The 19,129-nt window shown below is 39.5% G+C and carries 19 protein-coding genes and 2 pseudogenes; 7 read left to right on the top strand and 14 right to left on the bottom strand.

What is annotated here, in order from left to right; all coding sequences use genetic code 11:
• Window positions 1-52: 52 nt before the first annotated feature.
• Window positions 53-421, bottom strand: a complete 369-nt coding sequence (locus KTI78_RS11575) for a hypothetical protein (RefSeq protein WP_224992248.1) — start codon at window positions 419-421, stop codon at window positions 53-55.
• A 236-nt stretch (window positions 422-657) separates the two neighbouring features.
• Here KTI78_RS11575 and KTI78_RS11570 point away from each other — a divergent pair, with 236 nt between their 5' ends.
• Together KTI78_RS11570 and KTI78_RS11565 are read left to right on the top strand one after the other, a co-directional pair.
• Window positions 658-1,245, top strand: coding sequence for an NAD(P)H-dependent oxidoreductase (locus KTI78_RS11570; protein WP_224992037.1), 588 nt, complete (start codon window positions 658-660; stop codon window positions 1,243-1,245).
• 13 nt (window positions 1,246-1,258) lie between these two features.
• The gene (locus KTI78_RS11565) at window positions 1,259-1,573 is read left to right on the top strand and encodes a putative quinol monooxygenase (protein ID WP_016142913.1); all 315 of its coding nucleotides are present in this window, start codon (window positions 1,259-1,261) and stop codon (window positions 1,571-1,573) included.
• A 49-nt stretch (window positions 1,574-1,622) separates the two neighbouring features.
• Here the strand turns inward: KTI78_RS11565 and KTI78_RS11560 are convergent, their stop codons facing one another.
• Window positions 1,623-1,991, bottom strand: coding sequence for a hypothetical protein (locus KTI78_RS11560; RefSeq protein WP_016142912.1), 369 nt, complete (start codon window positions 1,989-1,991; stop codon window positions 1,623-1,625).
• 95 nt (window positions 1,992-2,086) lie between these two features.
• Entirely contained in the window at window positions 2,087-3,496 is a 1,410-nt protein-coding gene (locus KTI78_RS11555) for an FAD-binding oxidoreductase (RefSeq protein WP_016142911.1), read from the bottom strand.
• Window positions 3,497-3,875: 379 nt separating this feature from the next.
• Here KTI78_RS11555 and serA point away from each other — a divergent pair, with 379 nt between their 5' ends.
• The 3 genes from serA to KTI78_RS11540 all read left to right on the top strand — a co-directional run bounded on the left by serA (window position 3,876) and on the right by KTI78_RS11540 (window position 7,045).
• Entirely contained in the window at window positions 3,876-5,108 is a 1,233-nt protein-coding gene (serA, locus tag KTI78_RS11550) for a phosphoglycerate dehydrogenase (RefSeq protein ID WP_224992038.1), read from the top strand.
• Window positions 5,109-5,206: 98 nt separating this feature from the next.
• Entirely contained in the window at window positions 5,207-6,091 is an 885-nt protein-coding gene (locus KTI78_RS11545) for an EamA family transporter (RefSeq protein WP_262446183.1), read from the top strand.
• Window positions 6,092-6,181: 90 nt separating this feature from the next.
• Complete coding sequence (locus KTI78_RS11540; RefSeq protein ID WP_057074897.1) at window positions 6,182-7,045, top strand: EamA family transporter; 864 nt, start codon at window positions 6,182-6,184, stop codon at window positions 7,043-7,045.
• A 7-nt stretch (window positions 7,046-7,052) separates the two neighbouring features.
• Here the strand turns inward: KTI78_RS11540 and KTI78_RS11535 are convergent, their stop codons facing one another.
• The 3 genes from KTI78_RS11535 to truB all read right to left on the bottom strand — a co-directional run bounded on the left by KTI78_RS11535 (window position 7,053) and on the right by truB (window position 9,410).
• Window positions 7,053-7,496: a hemerythrin domain-containing protein gene (locus KTI78_RS11535; RefSeq protein WP_001019905.1), complete on the bottom strand. Its 444-nt coding sequence runs from the start codon at window positions 7,494-7,496 to the stop codon at window positions 7,053-7,055.
• A 212-nt stretch (window positions 7,497-7,708) separates the two neighbouring features.
• Window positions 7,709-8,485, bottom strand: a complete 777-nt coding sequence (locus KTI78_RS11530; protein WP_004789764.1) for a sulfite exporter TauE/SafE family protein — start codon at window positions 8,483-8,485, stop codon at window positions 7,709-7,711.
• Between the two features lie 19 nt (window positions 8,486-8,504).
• Window positions 8,505-9,410 (bottom strand): tRNA pseudouridine(55) synthase TruB, encoded by a 906-nt coding sequence (truB, locus tag KTI78_RS11525; protein ID WP_016142907.1) that lies wholly within the window; start codon window positions 9,408-9,410, stop codon window positions 8,505-8,507.
• A gap of 153 nt (window positions 9,411-9,563) precedes the next feature.
• Here truB and KTI78_RS11520 point away from each other — a divergent pair, with 153 nt between their 5' ends.
• Window positions 9,564-10,598: a lipase secretion chaperone gene (locus KTI78_RS11520; protein WP_262446182.1), complete on the top strand. Its 1,035-nt coding sequence runs from the start codon at window positions 9,564-9,566 to the stop codon at window positions 10,596-10,598.
• A gap of 115 nt (window positions 10,599-10,713) precedes the next feature.
• A complete protein-coding gene (locus KTI78_RS11515; RefSeq protein ID WP_262446218.1) occupies window positions 10,714-11,655 on the top strand; it encodes a lipase family alpha/beta hydrolase in 942 nt (313 codons plus the stop codon).
• A 51-nt stretch (window positions 11,656-11,706) separates the two neighbouring features.
• Here the strand turns inward: KTI78_RS11515 and rplS are convergent, their stop codons facing one another.
• From rplS to KTI78_RS17660, 8 genes and pseudogenes are all read right to left on the bottom strand, one after another.
• Window positions 11,707-12,075: a 50S ribosomal protein L19 gene (gene rplS / locus KTI78_RS11510; RefSeq protein ID WP_002116654.1), complete on the bottom strand. Its 369-nt coding sequence runs from the start codon at window positions 12,073-12,075 to the stop codon at window positions 11,707-11,709.
• Between the two features lie 219 nt (window positions 12,076-12,294).
• Window positions 12,295-13,050, bottom strand: coding sequence for a tRNA (guanosine(37)-N1)-methyltransferase TrmD (trmD, locus tag KTI78_RS11505; RefSeq protein ID WP_262446181.1), 756 nt, complete (start codon window positions 13,048-13,050; stop codon window positions 12,295-12,297).
• Between the two features lie 42 nt (window positions 13,051-13,092).
• Complete coding sequence (rimM, locus tag KTI78_RS11500) at window positions 13,093-13,641, bottom strand: ribosome maturation factor RimM (protein ID WP_002116736.1); 549 nt, start codon at window positions 13,639-13,641, stop codon at window positions 13,093-13,095.
• Window positions 13,642-13,660: 19 nt separating this feature from the next.
• Window positions 13,661-13,912: a 30S ribosomal protein S16 gene (gene rpsP, locus KTI78_RS11495; protein WP_000260334.1), complete on the bottom strand. Its 252-nt coding sequence runs from the start codon at window positions 13,910-13,912 to the stop codon at window positions 13,661-13,663.
• A gap of 147 nt (window positions 13,913-14,059) precedes the next feature.
• Window positions 14,060-14,485 (bottom strand): type IV pilin protein, encoded by a 426-nt coding sequence (locus KTI78_RS11490; protein WP_239967070.1) that lies wholly within the window; start codon window positions 14,483-14,485, stop codon window positions 14,060-14,062.
• Window positions 14,482-14,964 (bottom strand): type IV pilin protein, encoded by a 483-nt coding sequence (locus tag KTI78_RS11485; protein ID WP_239967069.1) that lies wholly within the window; start codon window positions 14,962-14,964, stop codon window positions 14,482-14,484. Before KTI78_RS11485 ends, KTI78_RS11490 begins: the two co-directional genes overlap by 4 nt.
• Before the next feature lie 10 nt (window positions 14,965-14,974).
• Window positions 14,975-18,019, bottom strand: a pseudogene (locus KTI78_RS11480) (pilus assembly protein); the annotation flags it as partial.
• 407 nt (window positions 18,020-18,426) lie between these two features.
• Window positions 18,427-19,120, bottom strand: a pseudogene (locus tag KTI78_RS17660) (hypothetical protein); the annotation flags it as partial.
• Window positions 19,121-19,129: the final 9 nt, after the last annotated feature.

Raw genomic sequence — 19,129 nt, 5'->3', positions numbered from 1 at the left:
CTCTGTTGTGTACAAAATCAAAGTTATCCACATTTTCGATAAAAATTAAACATTAAGGACAAGGATTAACTTGAAAGTCTGTGGTTTCCTCCCCTTTTGTACATTGATAGCTTTGCTTTTTATTCACAATTTTCCAAACTTGCTGATCTCGTTTTAATAAATATTCAGTACGTGTTTTCGAGACAGCATCTGGACTAGGCTCTGTTTGTAAAATAGTAACTTGCGCATTGGAAGGATCATCTGCAGCATTCATTTGCTGCGAAATATCTAAATTGCTTGCATCATTTAAAAGATCTGGTTGATCAAGTAATACGGCCTGTATCGGACTATCAGCAAGTTGAGTCGAAGAATTTTGAGGCGGAACACAAGCCGTTAATATGCCTAAGCTGAAAATAATCAACAAACAATTTTTTTTCATTATCCTTCCCCTCTATTTACTCAGAATTAATGCTAAAACGAATAAGCTGTTTTTTCCTTTGAACTTTGTAAACATCCATAAGATTAATGATATGAATGAGATAGGAAGTTTTTAAAAAGAAAAATCTTAGTAATTATTGATTTTTAATCAATAATATTTTTCCAATTCATGCATTTTTCTACAACAGTAAATCCCATAGAGTATGTCTCAAATACAGGAATTTAATGAGAGCAACCTCCATGAGTAAGATTTTAGTGATTAATGGCGCTAAACAATTTGCCCATTCAAACGGTGAATTAAATGACACATTAACCACCCTCGCAACTACACATCTCACGGAACTCGGACACGAAGTTCAAGTCACCCGTGCAGACAGCAATTATGATGCTGAAAGTGAAGTTGAAAAATACTTGTGGGCAGATGTAGTTATCTATCAAATGCCAGGCTGGTGGATGGGTGCACCTTGGACAGTCAAAAAATATATTGATGATGTGTTTACCACAGGCCATGGTTCCCTTTATGCAAGTGATGGTCGTAGCCGTTCTGATGCCTCAAAAAAATATGGTTCAGGTGGTTTAATTCATGACAAAAAATATATGCTATCACTCACCTGGAATGCACCGATGGAAGCATTTGACGATGCAGATCAGTTCTTCCATGGCATAGGGGTAGACGGCGTTTATTTACCATTTCATAAGGCCAATCAATTCTTAGGCATGACTACATTACCTACTTTTATTGTAAACGACGTGATTAAAATGCCTGACGTTGATAGTTATATTGAAGAATATAAAGCACACTTAAATACTGTATTTGCAGCAGCCTAATAAGGAGAAATCCATGCTAACCATTATTGCGGAAATTCGTACTCAATCGGGCGGACAACATCGCCAGAATGTATTGGATGCCTTTCAAAAAATCATTCCCACTGTTTTAGCAGAAGATGGTTGCCATGGTTATGAACCTTTAGTTGATCACAAGTCAAATGCGAGCTTTCAGACTCAAGAACCTGACACAATTGTCATGTTGGAAAAATGGGAAAGTGTGGCTCACCTTGAAGCACATTTAGCTACTCCGCATATGCAAGCACATCACGCAGCAGTTAAAGATGATGTTGTTGATGTCAAAATTAAAATTTTAGAAAGCGGCGTATAATTTATTTAGACCATAAAAAAAGACGATATATTTATCGTCTTTTTTATTTTTAAGAACAAAGCTGCGTTTGAAAGCCTCTAGAGCCTTTCCCTCTCGCGCATTGATAGCTCTTTTGTTTATTTTGTAATTGCCACTTTTCATCAATCAATTTAAATGAATATTCTGTTCGGATTGCAGAAACAGAATCATCCATTAAACCAGTTTGAATCACGGTAATACGGGAAACTGTTGGAGATTCTACTCGGTTAAATACTTGCTGAACTGAGGTATTGTTATGCTCTTTTACGATCTCTGGTTGAGCTTTAAGTACTTGTTGCATTGGGGTTTCAGAAGCCACAAAAGGAATTAATTTACTGGTGGTCGCACAGCCAGTAAAAAGTCCCGCACAAAGCGCTGAAATTAAAAATAAACGTTGCATTTTTATCACCAAAAAACAAAAGCCATAGCTTTATGATGCTATGGCTTTGTCGGTTACTCTGTAGAAACTATGTAGCTCTACAAAATAGATCTAACTTAAAGATCAAATAATTTACCCGGATTCATCAAACCATTCGGGTCAAATACTTTTTTCAAAGCTTTCATATATTCAATTTCTTCAGGCGAACGTGAATATTCCAAATATGGCTTTTTCGTCATACCGACACCATGTTCAGCAGAGATTGAACCGTCGTATTTTTTAACGGTATCGAACACATATTTATTTACCACCTGACACTTCGCAAAGAACTCATCTTTGGTTAAGTTTTCAGGTTTTAAAATATTTAAGTGCAAGTTACCGTCACCGATATGACCGAACCAGCAAATTTCAAAGTCTGGATAGTTTTCTTGAACAATCGCATCAATCTCACGAATAAATGCAGGCACGTGAGTAATTAACACTGAAATATCATTTTTGTATGGAATAAACGGCGCGATAGATTCAGAAATATCTTCGCGTAAACGCCATAAACTTTCTACTTGGTCAAGACTCTGGCTCATTACACCATCAAGTACCCAACCCTGCTCCATACAATGCTCGAAAATCTCCATTGCTTTATCGATAATCGGCTCGTATGGTGCTTCAAACTCAAGCAATACATAAAACGGGCATTCAGTTTCGAATGGACGTTGTACATGACCATTATTTAAAACTTTTTGCATTGCAAGTTCACCAAAGAACTCAAATGCAGTTAAATCGATATCTTTTTGGAACGCATGTAGTACAGGCATTACTGCATCAAAGTCAGGAACACCTAAAACTAAAACTTGTAAGTTTTGTGGTTGACGCTCAAGTTTAATTTCTGCTTCAGTCACTAAACCTAATGTACCTTCCCCACCAATAAACAAATGCTGTAATGCATAACCAGTTGCATTTTTAACCATGCCTTTGTTTAAACGTAGAATATCGCCTTTACCAGTCACTACGGTTAAGCCAAGCACCCAGTTACGTGTCATGCCATATTTAATAACTTTAATACCACCAGCATTAGTACCAATATTACCGCCAATCTGACTAGAACCTGCTGATGCAAAATCCACTGGATAATACATGCCTTGTTCTTCTGCATAATTCTGCAATTGCTCAGTCACAACACCAGCTTGCACTCGAACCATACGATCTGCCGGGAAGAACTCAAGAATTTGGTTCATTTTGTCCATGCTAATGACAATTTCACCATTGGTTGCTACCGCACCAGCAGAGAGACCAGTTCGACCACCTGATGGTGTAATTGCGATATTAAATTGGTTCGCAAGCTTTACAACTGCCTGAACTTGTTCAGTCGTTGATGGAAAAACGATGACCGATGGGTTCGGATTAAAATGCTTGGTATGATCTTTACCCCAGTTTTCGAGACTATCAGCATCGGTTTTAATACGGTTTTCACCGACGATTGCTGTTAATTGGGTGAGTAACTCAGGTGTTAAAGCGACTGGAGCATTCATCGTTTGCAGACCTAGCAAGAAGTAAACTGTGGTGGGACTATGACCTCATATTTCTCAAGGTTCTCACTTGAGCAAAGCCATAATGTTCAAGGAACTCCTATATTCTACATGTATCCGCGCAAGCGATAAAGTTCAGAATAGAGATACTGTCACTACAAAACATGTTTAACGTAAATAAATACTTTCTATGGGGCTTTCAGAGAAAAATCGCATTTAAATAACAACCAAAGCATATTTTTAAATGCTCGACAAGCCATAAACAGAAGTGATTAGACATAGATAAAATTGCCATAAGGCGATGGTATAAACGAAATATCTATAGCGCTGCCCAGTATGTTATTATACCGCCACCAAATTTGGCCTTTGTAGCGGAGCCGTAATGAGCCAACATCTTTCACTACCTAAAGATAAAATCCGTTTCCTTTTGTTAGAAGGCGTTCACCAAAACGCAGTCGATACTTTAAACGCTGCGGGTTACACCAATATTGACTATCGCAAAACTGCTCTTGAAGGCGAAGCGCTTAAAGAAGCAATTAAAGATGCTCACTTTATTGGTATTCGTTCGCGTACCCAATTGACTGAAGAAGTTTTCGAAGCTGCAAATAAATTGATCGCAGTAGGTTGTTTCTGTATCGGAACAAACCAAGTTGATCTTAAAGCAGCAATGGCACGTGGTATTCCTGTATTTAACGCACCGTATTCAAATACGCGTTCGGTTGCAGAGCTTGTACTTGCCCAAACGATTCTTCTTCTTCGCCGTGTTCCTGAAAAATCGGCAGCTTGTCATCGTGGTGGTTGGGACAAGTCTGCTGTCGGTTCTTTTGAAACTCGTGGCAAAACTTTAGGTATTGTGGGTTACGGTTCCATCGGTTCTCAACTTTCAGTTCTTGCTGAAAGCATGGGTATGCATGTCATTTATTATGATGCAGTAACTAAATTACCAATGGGTAATGCTCGCCAAGTTGGTTCTTTAGATGAGCTTTTAGCAACTGCAGATGTTGTGACTTTACATGTGCCAGATGTTCCATCTACACGCAACTTCTTCACTAAAGAACAATTTGCGAAAATGAAAGAAGGCGCGATTTTCTTAAATGCTGCACGTGGTACATGTGTAGTGATTGAAGATTTAGCTGATGCAATCAAATCTGGTCATATTGCTGGTGCAGCAGTTGACGTATTCCCGAAAGAGCCAAAAGCAAACGGTGAAGAATTCCAGTCTCCACTTCGCGGCTTAGACAACGTGATTTTAACTCCTCACGTTGGTGGTTCAACCATGGAAGCGCAAGCAAACATCGGTTTAGAAGTTGCAGAGAAATTTGTTGCTTACTCTGATAAAGGTATGACACTTTCTGCGGTTAACTTCCCAGAAATCGCATTACCATTGACAGCTGGCCAACACCGTTTATTGCACATCCACAAAAACGTGCCAGGTGTATTGTCTAAAATCAACAACTTGTTTGCTGAACAAGGTATCAACATTTCTGGTCAGTCACTTATGACTAAAGGCGACATCGGTTACCTCGTCATGGACGTTGACGCTTCTGCTTCTCACGAAGCTTTAGATATGTTGCATGAAGTTGAAGGTACAATTCGCGTGCGCGTATTGTTCTAATACGAACTGTAAATTTAAAAGCCACAGCTTTGTCTGTGGCTTTTTTATGGGCATTTACATTATCATGTGAAAAGTATACCAATCGATCAAATAATAAAATGTCCAGTTCGAACCAGAAATCTCAGCTGCATGCTTTGGGCTTTCTCATTCTCGCTATGTTAAGCGTACAAAGCAGTGCATCTTTAGCAAAAATTCTGTTTCAGAACTTTCCTGTGCTCACTGTCTCTGCAATGCGCTTATGTCTAGGTGCAATTATTCTTGCCATTATTTTCCAAATTTGGCGAATTAATTTTAGTCAGGTTCGCTGGAAAGCTATCTTGGCTTATGGATTTGCGCTGGCAGGAATGAACGCACTGTTTTATCTGTCGATCGAACGCTTACCAATTGGGATCGCGGTTGCTTTTGAGTTTATTGGTCCTTTAAGTGTGGCGTTATACCACGCACGCCAAAAATATGATTTTGTTTGGGTGAGCTTCGCAATTATTGGGCTGATTTTACTTTTCCCTTTCAATCAGGCCCATAGTTTAGATTGGATTGGGGTCTTATTTGCTGTTAGCGCAGGCGCTTGTTGGGCGCTTTATATTATTGCTGGGCAGAAACCTTCAGGTATTTCTGGTAATCACACGGTGTGTTTAGGAATGAGTGTGGGTGCATGTATCTTATTACCCATTACTCTGTTCTCAGGTTCAATTGGGCAAGTGATAGAACTTCCCTATCTTTTTTATTTTATCGGTTTAGCCATTTTAGCCAGTGCACTTCCGTTCTCATTAGAAATGTTGGCGCTGCGCAATTTGACGCCTTTAAGCTTTGGAACATTGATGAGCCTAGAACCCGCAGTTGCAGCGCTATCTGGTTTTATCTTTTTAGGCGAATATCTGTTATGGAACCAATGGCTAGCCCTTGCAACCATTATTACCGCTTCTGTTGGTTGTACCATAACCACCCAAAAAGCTCGCCAAGAACGTGAAAAAACGGCAAGTTAATTTAATGATCTTTGCCAGTTAAAACTCAGTATTCGTTATAATTGACTCCTATTATTTTTTAAATATCAAATGAAGCGCTAAGGTTTTTCCATGCAAAATCTTCCAATTATTGCTGTGCTGTATATGATTTTGTCGATGGTTTCTTATCAAATCAGCGCTTCATTTGCCAAGCAGCTCATTGCTACATTAGACCCGCTCACTGTCACAATTTTAAGACTCTGTTTTGCAGCAGTTATTGTTGCCGTCATGTTTCGTTCATGGAAAATCTGGTCACGCTTACCCTACTTAAAATGGCGTGATTTGTTGATGTACTGCGCATCTTTAGGGTTAATGAATATCCTATTTTATACTTCGCTTGGAAAATTACCCCAAGGTATTGCTGTTGGCTTAGAGTTTATTGGTCCATTAGGCCTTGCGCTTCTTTCTATTAAACAAAAGAGTGACTACATTTGGGTAGCACTTGCCATGTTAGGCATCGCACTTATGGTACCTTGGCAAAACCCAGTTCAACACCATTTCTCGTATTTAGGTGCAGCTTGTGCCCTAGGAGCAGGGCTTTGCTGGGCCTTCTATATTTATTTCGGCCATAAAGTTGTGACTCAAAATATAGGGATGCATGCATTAACAATTGGAATTGGCGTATCTGCACTTGCATTACTACCAATTGGGATCTGGCATAATGCTCCTGCATTACTTGAGACCCAGTACTGGGGTAAAGCATTACTTATTGCGGTTTTAGCGACTGCTATTCCCTATGCACTCGACTTAATGGCACTCAAACAACTCAATAAATTAACTTACGGTACTCTAACGAGTTTAGCACCAGCATTGGCAGCATTAACGGGTTTCTTATTACTTCACGAAGAAATCAGCACGCTGCAATGGGTGGCTTTGGCTTGTGTAATGTTGGCCTCAATTGGGGTTACTTTAAGAAGTACTAGAAAAGCTGCGTAGGTTTGCTCTACTGCTGCTTCTTATACTTTTTATATTCCTTTAAATATTTATTACCCAGCGTTTCTTTTTCACTGTCTTTCAGAATTTTTCCAGCTTGCTGGAAAAACTTATGCTCTTCTTCTTTTAAATGGTGATGGACTTTTTCACTCAACTGTTTTGCGGTTGCTAACCAGCTAGGGCTACTCATATCGGTTTTTTCAAGCTGTTCAACCAACTCATCCATTTCATGATGTTCGGATAAAGCATGTCTCGTAATATCTAAACCCACATCATCAAACATTAAAGGAATATAGAGATAACGGTCTTCGGCAACTGAATGGGCATAAAGTTCATTTTTTAATGCATCAAATAATTCTTTTCGTTCTTCGGTTAAACCATGTGTCTGGATTAATTGCTCAGAAAGGTTTCGTTGATTTTCATGGCTTTCTCTTAATGCTTCGAAAATATTCATTCTCTTCCTCATTTTTAGCTAAAAAATCTTTTTTATTTCAAGGTTTATCATACGTTGAAATTTATATTATTTAAGTAGCTTAAAATGAGACTATTTTTTACACAGTTTTCTTTCTAGTAAGTTTCTGTAATGATTTTTATATTTTCAATGAGGAAGGATACATAAAAAGTATGAACCGCTCCTTAAGATCAGCTCATACTTTTTTATCTTATTTAGCCTGTAACAAACATTTGATAACCCAAACGGCAAATTAGAATACTGACTAAAATTAAAAAGATAATACGGACAAAACCACTACCGTATTTAAGCGCGGTACGCACCCCAACAATAGAACCAAGCACGTTAGCTACCGCCATCATCAAACCAATATGCAAAATAGCGTGACCTGTTGGAATGAAGAAACTCAATGCAGCCAAGTTCGTCATAAAATTACCAATTTTAGACAAAGCTGAGGCATGTAAAAAATCAACTTGTAAAAAACGGATAAAGAAAAAGATAAAGAAGCTACCGGTACCCGGCCCAAAAATACCGTCATAAAAACCAATCGCCAAACTACCAATAGCAGCCAAAATTAGCATTTTGTTGGTAATTTTTTGCTCTGTATGGACTTGACCAAAGTTCTTTTTAATTAAGGTATAGATGGCTATTACAATCAACATTACAAACACAAAAGGACGTAATACCGATTGGGGAATAAGTGACAAACAAGCCGCACCAGCAAAAGAACTAATCAATGCACAAATGGCAATAACGGCTAAAAGCTTCCATTGCAACTTTACTCTTTTTGCAAAAGTATAAGCTGCAGATGCAGTACCAAAGATTGAAGATAATTTATTTGTACCAATAACCGTTGCAGTCTGCATGTTCGGAAAAGTACTCATGATACCGGGAATCTGGATGAGTCCGCCGCCGCCTACAGCAGCATCAATTGCTCCCGCAGTAAACGCAAAAAAGATCAAACTAAGGATAACATCCCATTCCATGCCCATGCTCTATACTCTACATCTACTACAAATTTAAGATACGCTTAGGTACCAACCGTTTTTTATCGGTAATCTCAGCTAAGCCTAAACAGCGCTCACCCGAAAACACCAAAACTTCTGCTTCTGCAGAATGCTCAATATTGCTTTCTAAACCGTTGCAAAAATATTTTTCACGTCCTTCTGGAACTTGAATTTTTAGGAAATGGTCAACTGGAGCATAAACTGGAAGTAGCAAAGCTTCTCTTTGCTCTTCTGTTAAGCTTTCCAGATATTCAATGGTATAACTCGGAATAAGCTCAAAATGTCCTGTTTGAGTCCGGTTTAGCATCGTTAAATGCCCACCACAGCCAAGAGCCTCACCAATATCTTCACCGAGTACACGGATGTATGTCCCTTTAGAGCAGGTTACATCCAGAGTGATCGTATTTTCGGTAAATTCTAAGAGCTCTAAAGCATAAATTGTAACTGGGCGAGCTTCACGCTCAATCTCAATACCTTTTCGGGCAAGCTCATATAAGGGTTTGCCTTCTTTTTTCAAAGCCGAATACATGGGCGGAACTTGTTGAATATCACCTCTAAATTTCTCTAAGGTTTGTTCAATAAACTCTTGGTTAAGAACAGGGACAGAACGTTCTTGTAAAATATCCCCTTCCACATCACCTGTTGTTGTGGTCTGCCCTAATCGAACAGTGGTTTGATAGCGCTTTGTGGAGTCCAGCAAATAATGTGAAAACTTGGTCGCTTCTCCCAAACAAATCGGGAGCAAACCTGTTGCCAATGGGTCTAAAGCTCCAGTATGACCTGCTTTTTGGGCGCGATATAACCAACGCACTTTTTGCAAAGCCGCATTTGAACTTAAGCCTAATGGTTTATTTAATAGAAATACACCACTGATATGGCGACGAGAAATTTTTTGATTTTTTGTCGTCATTTTTACTGGAACACAAAGCTAGAAAAAAGTGCCGACATGTTAGCAAATTCGGCAAGATATTTTCACAATATTTAGGTGCCTTTTCACTTATTTTGTGGCACATTAATGATCGAGTAAAAAAACAACAAATTAAAACTTAAGGAAGATATCTTTATGCAAGGAATGCAGAAGAAGGTATTGTGGTGCGTGCTCGGATTTTTTATTTTGAGCCTCATTGCATGTGTATATTGGTTAAGTCCTGATTCAAAAAATACATCAACTCAACTAAATCAGGATGAAGCTAAAAGCTTAGCATCTACGCCTCAAATCTCTTTGAACTCAACGCTAAATGCAGATGCTTACCATAGTAAAAGTCAGCAAGATACCGAAGTGAACTGTCAGTTAAAAATTGATAGTTCCCAACATTTGGTCGTGAATAGTCAAACACGCGACTGCTTTGAGTATTTTATTACCCAATATGGAGAAAATGATTTAGAGCAAATCAAAAATCACTTTGAGAAATTTATTCAAGGAAAATATTCTGAGCCCGCTCGCTCACAGATTATAGATTTATGGGCCCGCTACTTAAAATATCGCGAACAACTGGCTCAAATTCAAACGCCTCCATCAAAACAACAAGATAAAAATTATTTTCAAAAGATTTTTAATTCAATTCAAGATTTAAGAAAACGTTTCTTTTCCGTCACAGAAATTGAAGGGCTTTTCTCAACCGAAGATATCTATCAGAACTACACGCTTGACCGTATGCAAATACTTGAGGACTCGTCTTTAAGCGAAATTGAAAAGGCACAAAAACTCAAAGAACGCTTTGAACAACTACCAGAAGACTGGCAACAGAACTTGCAAGAGCTCTCTAAACTTGATGATTTACATACACTGACCAAACGAATTAAAGCTCGTCATGGTTCAGCAGAAGAACTTAGACAAATGCGTACAGCACTCGTCGGAGCTGAAGCAACTCAAAGGCTAGAAACTTTAGATACACAGCGTAGTGCTTGGCAGCAGAGAGTCACAAGTTACTTGAGTGGACGAGATGAAATTATTAAAAGCAATATGAGTGATAGTGCTAAAAATCAAGCCATACAACAATTACGCCAACAACAATTTAACTCATCACAAGAACAATTAAGACTTCGAACTTTTGAGACGGTCCATGATCAGGGAGGTGAACTGCCATTTAATTATTGAGCCTTTTCTTTTAGGAATAGGCTAAACATTCACTAGCAGTAAGAAGCTGCTTTTCATACAAAATAAAAATAGTGAGTAAAAAATGAAAAGGAAGTTAATGTTTTTTTGCGCTGCAATGCTCTCAGGACTGAGTATTTCGGCGGCCCATGCCACAAATGCTGAACAAGTTAAAAACTCGTTCGTTTATTCATCTTACGCACAAACCAAATATCCAATGGTTTTTAACCATGGTATGGCAGGTTTTAACCGAGTTGGAACAGATACCCTTGGTCTCGATTACTGGTACCAAATCCTTCCAGACCTTGCTCGTAATGGAGGAAATGTTTGGGCGACAAGAGTATCCCCGTTTAACTCAACAGAAGTGCGTGGAGAACAACTTGCCCAGCAAGTAGAAGAAATCATTGCCATTACTGGCAAACCTAAAGTCAACTTAATCGGTCATAGCCATGGGGGCCCGACAATTCGCTATGTGGCCGGTATCATGCCAGAAAAAGTTGCCTCACTCACCACAATTGGTGCACCTCATAAGGGCTCACCAATGGCAGATGTCATCCTGAATGTCGAGGGTACTCCTCTATCTGGACTGGCAACACTAGTAAACTGGTTTTCAGCAGCAATTACTTGGGCAGGAGGCCTAGATCCGACAAGCTATCCGCACGATTCTTTAGCCGGAGCTCATAGCTTATCTACGCAAGGTTCTGCAAAATTTAATGCTCAGTTCCCAATGGGTATACCGAGCACTTCTTGTGGTGAAGGAGCATATCAAGAGAAAGGTATCTATATGTATTCTTTCTCAGGAAATAAAGCTCTCACCAACCCATTAGACCCATTTGATATTGCGCTTACTGGCAGTGGTTTAGTAGTCGATCCATTTGGTGATAATGATGGACTTGTTTCCCGATGCAGTGCCAAATTTGGTAAAACAATTCGTGATGATTACAACTGGAATCATTTAGATGAAGTGAACCAAGTACTTGGGGTACGTTCTATTTTTGCTTCCGATCCTGTCTCGGTTTACCGTCAACACGCAAACCGTTTAAAGCTTCAAGGATTATAGTTTTTAAACAAAAAATGCGCCAAAAGGCGCATTTTTTTACTCGCTATAAGCTTACGCTTTACGAGCTGGTAATTTTTCACGAATACGTGCAGCTTTACCAGACAAGTCACGAAGGTAGTAAAGTTTAGCACGACGAACGTCACCACGACGTTTCACTTCGATTTTAGCAACAACTGGTGAGTGAGTTTGGAATACACGCTCAACACCAACACCGCTAGAAATTTTACGTACTGTGAACGCAGAGTTCAAACCACGGTTTTTCTTAGCGATTACAACACCTTCAAATGCTTGAAGACGTTCACGATCACCCTCTTTTACTTTTACTTGAACGATGACAGTGTCACCAGGAGCAAAAGCAGGGATATCAGATTTTAACTGTGCATTTTCAACAGCTTGAACTAAAGGATGTTTACCACTCATTGTGGGAATCTCCAATATGTGCGGAGTCAGAAGAGGTCTGAGATTCCGCTGGGGATAGAGGCTAAAGCGCATATCAACCCGTTTATCTTTCCCTTTACGACAATATGTCTATAAAGAGCCTTTAAATATACATAAAACTATTCATTAAATAGAATTATGCTTTAACTCGAAGCATTGCTTCTCGTCTGATTGCAGAACTTTCGTTCTTGAGAATAACGATTAAGAGTTACCATTATTCTCTTGCGTATCTTTTAGCCATTTCTTTTGCTGCTTAGTCAACTCAACCTTTTCAGCCAACTCCGGTCGGCGCTCTAGAGTTCGTTGATATCGCTGCAAAAACCGCCATTTTTCAATATTGCCATGATGTCCAGATTTTAATACCTCTGGCACATCCAGCCCTTCAAAATGGTCAGGCTTTGTATATTGTGGACAATCTAAAAGACCATCAACAAAAGAATCTTGTACTGCTGATTGTTCATCTGACATTACATTCGGCAAACGGCGAATAATACTGTCAAGTAACACCATAGCGGGCAGTTCACCACCAGATAAAACATAATCACCAATTGACCATTCTTGATCAACATAATACTGGATCAAACGTTCATCTACTCCCTCATAACGTCCACACAGTACGATTAAGCCGTCATAATCGACAAACTTCTGTACTGCCTTTTCATTTAAGGTTTTGCCTTGTGGGGACATATACACCACAGGGACATGAACATGTCCTGCTTGTGAGGCAAGCTGTTTGGCATGCGCAATTGCTTTCGCCAAAGGCTCAGCCATCATCACCATACCGGGGCCACCACCAAATGGACGTTCATCCACTCTTCTGTAGTTTCCCTCAGCAAAATCACGAGGATTAATACAAGTGACTTGTACAATATCTCGTTTTGCCGCACGTCCGCTGATGCCGTAGGCTGTAATCGCTTCAAACATTTCAGGAAAAAGCGTAATGACTGCAAAAAACATTACAGACTCCTCTATTTTCCTGCTGTATTAATCCTAAAAGGATTAATAATCTACGCCCCAATTGACGTAAATACGACCAGCTTCAAGATCAACACGTTGTACTACATCTTTGTGCCAAGGAATCATGCGCTCTTCTGAATCAATGCTGTCTGGGGTAGCATGCACCACCATCACATCATTGGCTCCAGTTTCAAACAACTCATGAATTTTTCCTAAGTTTACTTCCTGTTCTTCCTCATCAAGACCTAACACTGTTAAGCCCTTCAAATCCGACCAGTAGTACTCATCTACATCTGCTTTTGGCAGTTGAGACTTAGCAATCCAGATATTAGCGCCAACCAAGCTTTCCGCTCCAGTGCGATCACTCACACCTTTCAACGCGACAACTAGGCCTTTGCCATGGGGTTTCCAACGTTTTACATCTATTGTTTGCCAACCGGCCTTGGTCTCAATGTACCAAGGCAGGTAGTCAAACATGTTGCTCATAGGTTCTGTATTTGAATACACCCAGAGCCACCCATTCAATCCATAAGCTGAACGTAACTGTCCAATCTGAATACGATCTTCGGGAACATTCTGTGTTGATGTCATGGGCTACCTACTACAAAAATTATGCAGTAGCTTTTTTAGCTTGAGCAGCTAAAGAAGCAACACGTTCAGAAGGTTGAGCACCTTGAGAAACCCAGTGAGCAAAACGGTCTGCATCTAAACGAAGTTTTTCTGCTTGACCTTGTGCAGTCGGGTTAAAGAAACCGATACGCTCGATGAAACGACCATCACGTGCATTGCGGCTGTCAGTCACAACGATTTGATAGAATGGACGTTTTTTTGCGCCGCCACGTGCTAAACGAATAACAACCATGATAAAAGCCTTATAATTCTTACGGATTATCCCTGCGCCGACCATCGGCAACACTTCAAACCCCTTTCATAGAGGGCGACATTCTACGTGATTTTCGCCCTGAAAGAAAGTTTATTTTTTGAGTTATCCGCAGTTTTGAATTTAAAATTACTCTAGCCAATTTGATGCAGCAGATAACGCACAATCAGTTGCACCTTTTGCCCAAAATTTTTGCCCTTGATCATTAAGACAAATGATCCCATCACCAGCTTGTGAACTAGTAGCAATAGGCGTAGCCGTTAACACCCAACTTGAATCAGTTATACTAGCAAAAGCCAAGTTATATAAGGCTTGGCCTTGTTGAGGACTTACACTAGAACCATAAATCGATGTAATAGTCGCATTCGATGGATAACGATTGTGAACTACTTTTTCTGCTTCTAATGTTTGGGCAATATTCATCATTTCAGATTGAACAGCTGTACGATGTCCTTTGCGTAAATACTGTAAATACGAAGGTGTAGCTATAGCTGCTAAAATTGCAATTATTGCGACTACAATCATGAGCTCTATTAAGGTAAAACCATTCTTCATTGCCAATTCTCACTATTTGTTTCACATACATTGCAAGTGACTGTTCCACCACAGTCATTATCAACAGCCGTAGCTGTTAAACTTTGGCAACGCAAACCTGAATTTTTAGCAATAAAATTAAAGTTTCTTGAATCTGTAGTTGTCGCTTTAATGACCCATGTTTGCCCATTCGCCGCACCATTCGTCAATAAATTTCCTGTCGTCGTATCATCACTAATTTCAATCGTATAACCGCCCCGTGGCAACGTTACAGATGTGGTGGTAAATCCTCTATAGGTAAAGTTCTTGGATTTATGCCGTTCCAATTGTTCTGCCAATTTTAGAATTTCACCTTTAGCAGCAGAAGCCGTCGCTCTACGGCTATAACTTTGATATGAAGGGATAGCAATCGAAGCAAAAATAGCGACAATCACGATGACAACCATGAGCTCAATCAAGGTAACACCCTGATTAAACCGCAGAATATAATATTTATTCATCAGTCATCCCTTAACGATAACGCTCATACCAACGCGTAGGAACTAAATGACTCGTACATTGCCACTGTCCAGTCCCTTGCTCATTACCAGACAGCTTTAATTTCCCACAACTATTAGTCGCAGGTGGGTTATCCTCCGTTGGTACAAATGTTACGCCACGAATACCGGAGCCAATAACATTTTCATTACATTCAGAAACTCCTACTGGACAGTTACTCCCAGTTTCAGTTTCAAACCCACTGTGATTTTCTTTATTTTGATCAATTGTTCCATCAGAATTAAGGCAGGCGCCAAATGGTAAACAGAACGTCTGCTGGTCAGTTTCACCGACTACACGTGGTAAACATGGGTCTGCCGCTACAATACCTGTTCCCTGTGGGTCATAAACAGGCACAATTAAAGTCCCAGTAATTGCCATAGGCTCTTCAAAAGCTTTAAGACCTCCTTTAATACGGAAACTATTATTAGCTTTTTCGGTACCATCGCTCATACTAGAAAGTGAGCGATACCAACCACTTTGCCCCACCCCAGTGTTTGGAAAGAAAATCTGTGCTACTCGTGTTTCCCCAGACCGTAAAATTTGTGGATTTTTTCGAAGCGTCGATCGAGTAATATCTTTTGTTTCAAGTTGGTTATCAGTTAAAGACATCAGATTCTTTTTGATAAAGTCTTTATCGATAATTCCATAAACGTTATTTACAGGTCTTCCGCTTAATGCTGTGCTTGGTGACATCCCCTCACGGCCTGTAAGTGGATAAACATCTAAAGGTGTACTACGGTCGCCTGAAGCAATACCTACAGAAATAAAAGTACGGATTCCATAATCGTGAATTGTCACTGTTGGCGGTTCATAAAAACGCGGCGCATTCCCAGCTGTATAGTCGTTCGAGCTATCATAAGTAGCATCATTCGTTGCCAAATTGGCTAATCGAACAACTCGAACCCCAAAACTGCTATAAGTTGAATTTGTTTTGGTCTGATTATTATTAAGATCGATACGGAAAACTTGTCCACCTAAATCGCCAAAATATAAATGATCTACTAAACCATCAGCATCTCGATCTAAGGTACTAATACGACTCACAATACTATGCTTCATATTAGAGTTATCTATACTAGAGCCTGTATCACTAGTCCACCATAAGCGTTCCCCAGTTTTAGCATCAATAATATAAACAGCGTTTCCTTTTGCTTTTCCATTCGTAAAGCAAGAGTTACTCAAGGTAATATTCGGGTTTTCATAACATTGGTCGTAGCCACCACCAACAATCATGACCCGTTTAATCACCCCGTTATAACGTATATTTGCAAGTACAGGTTTAGACCAACTCTGCCCCATACGACTATAATCAGTTTGGTCTGCACCTACTCTAAAGAGGAGCTTAGGTGAAGCAGGATTTAAGACATTTAAGCCATAATAACTGCTGCCCCCCATTCGCATGCCACCATAAATATTCATTTGCTTTGCAGTCACTTTTGATACTGCTGAGCTACCACTTCCCGTTGTAGTAATACTATATGCAGGGTCGGATACCCAAGCTCCATCCATACCGTGTGCAGGTGCTGTAGCATCACTTTGACCAACAACTAAAGCTTTTGAAGCGACTGGATCATTTAAAATATCGGCAGGAACGAAAGCCATTTGTTCTATACCAGTTGAAGCATCCACAATATGCAGACCACCTTCCATCGTTCCATAGAGAATGGATTGTTCACGTGCAGATGTTAAATTCCCATTTTCATCTAATGTTCCATTATAGGTGAGCTGTACCGGTAAAGAATGAATACTACCGCCCATCGATAAATATGGTTCATTCGATGTAACTAATGACGAAGGTAAAGACGTAGCGCTAATATCAGTTGAATAACCTAGATAATTTAATATTTTTAACTTCAAGCTAATCGGGAAAGCTTTTAAAATATCTTGTCCAGTTGATGCATTAAATTTTCCTAAAACATAACTTGCTGTATTAGCCACACTATCAAAAGGATTAGTACCTGTAGCAGGAGCCGCAGGAATCTTTAATAGATTAGTACCACTAGTTGATATTTTGGTGAGACTACCATCTGTTGCAACTGCAGAAACATCAGTAAATAGATTTCGAATTTTACTTTGTACCGCATAGTAATATTTAGTGATATTTCCTACGCTATCTACTACTTCTGTTTGTCCCGCAACAGGTAAAGGCACATTCGAATATGAACCACCTAAAAAGACTTTTCCTCCATCATTGTAATTCGAGCTGTTCCAATAATCTTTTGTACCCGCTCTAAATGCCCCACTTGCGTTGTAGACTAGACCACCAGTGTTAGCTTCAAAAGCACCTGCATTTGTTCCCGATAAAACAACATGATATTTTTTCAGGTTACCACGCCATGTTAAATATGCATTTGCTGGATTTGGTTCAAAAGCACGTAAATAACCATATTCCTGTAAGTTTTTAGGATTTAATGCATCATAAGGAACAGAGATCACACCTGTTGTTAACGGTGCTAAAGGTGCTGCACCCAAGTTATTAATAAATGCGATAACACTATCAGTAACACCTTGTGGTGTTTGCGTTGCAAAAAACCCTCCATTACCATAACCAGGACTAGCAATTGCGTTTGTTCCTTGATTCGGCGAACAAGCATCATCACCTGCGCGATCTGTTTGGGTTCGGGATGTCAATTTACATGCATTAACGACATCACTAGATCCTAAACTTGTAAAATCATTACCAAAACCAACAAAAGCAGTTTGTATGGGAACATTGACAGGATTCGTCGCATTAGCAGCTATGCTTTGGATTACACCACCATTAAAAAGTCTTTTCGCATAGTTACTCATACAATGCCAATCGTTAATACTACTTAGTGCACCTGATGCAGCGCAATCAAAATTCGTACTACTCAGACTAGCATTCATAATAGAATTAAGGGTCGAATCAGTCTTATTTGTCGGCTCTCCATCAGATAGAATATAAACTCCTTGACCATCACAACTTACTCGATCAGCAGCCGCTGGCAATGGTGAGGCGTAACTAAGTAAGTCTGCTTTTTTAGAGTCAGAAATAGAACTACTAAAACCACTATACGAGTTAGCTCCTAGTTGCATTTCCTGTTTGTAATAAATAGTATTGTTGCCATCAGTATAATAACCATCTTGAGCAAGATTAGATGGAGCCGTTCCCCCTAAAGAAACCCAACCATTAAAACGACAAGTCTGTATTTCATTACTAAAATCTGTAGCATTCAAGCTATCACATCTATAGTAAGTATTTATAATAGGACCATATACTGGTATAGCTTCGGTACTATTACCTCGATATGGTTGAAATCTCCAAGACTCATATCTTTCATAGCAAAGCGGCGGTGCCACATTGGTACTCAAATAAGGATAGCTGCTAGGACATTGATAACTACTTATACTTCTTGTTTCTTCCTTTCTATAAACATCAACTGCAATTTGTACAGGTGCGTTAGTTGTTGTTCCCATCAAATATGCAGCTGCTTCAGCATATGCAGCGGCAGTAGGTGTTCCTCCACTTGCAGTCAGCCCCATCACAGCTGTACGTATAGCATTCCTTTGGGTTGAATTAGTAGCACCAAGAGTAGCGGCTGGTACTAATATCTTTCCTGCATTTCCTGACCCATTGACAGAATAATGACCCAATCCCACCCGGACATTTGTTAAGCTGGAGTTATTACTATCCAAAAATGCAAACATACCATCCTTTAGCCTTGATATTCGATCATAGCATTTCAAGGAATCTGTTCGAGCGCTATAAATACCATCAGCATTTTTATTAGGATTATAACACTTGTCCTTTAATCTTTGATAATTCGACGAAATTGAAGTCGAATAAGCCACCGAGCAGTACGTTCTGGAATATGTATAAGACCCACTCCCTCCACTATCAGTTTGCACAGTTGTACGATCTGAACACACTCCATAATCTGCATTAATTGAATTACTACTACTATTTACCCCCATTGAACCAGAGGTATCCAACATCATTACAATGGTTTTTTTACCCGCTGTAGGTGAAGCATAAATTTGTAAATCACTTGCCTGCACCACAGAGCTTGTCATCAACCATGTAAAAGCAACCGAACTCGAACAGATGGCATACCATAAATTATTTGGCTTAAAATTCTTCAATTTTAGTTTCACGATATTCCC

Source organism: Acinetobacter sp. WU_MDCI_Abxe161 (assembly GCF_025514355.1).
Taxonomy (GTDB): domain Bacteria; phylum Pseudomonadota; class Gammaproteobacteria; order Pseudomonadales; family Moraxellaceae; genus Acinetobacter; species Acinetobacter pittii_E.
The sequence above is the reverse complement of the archived record's forward strand: the minus strand, read 5'-3'. Positions and strand labels throughout refer to the sequence as shown.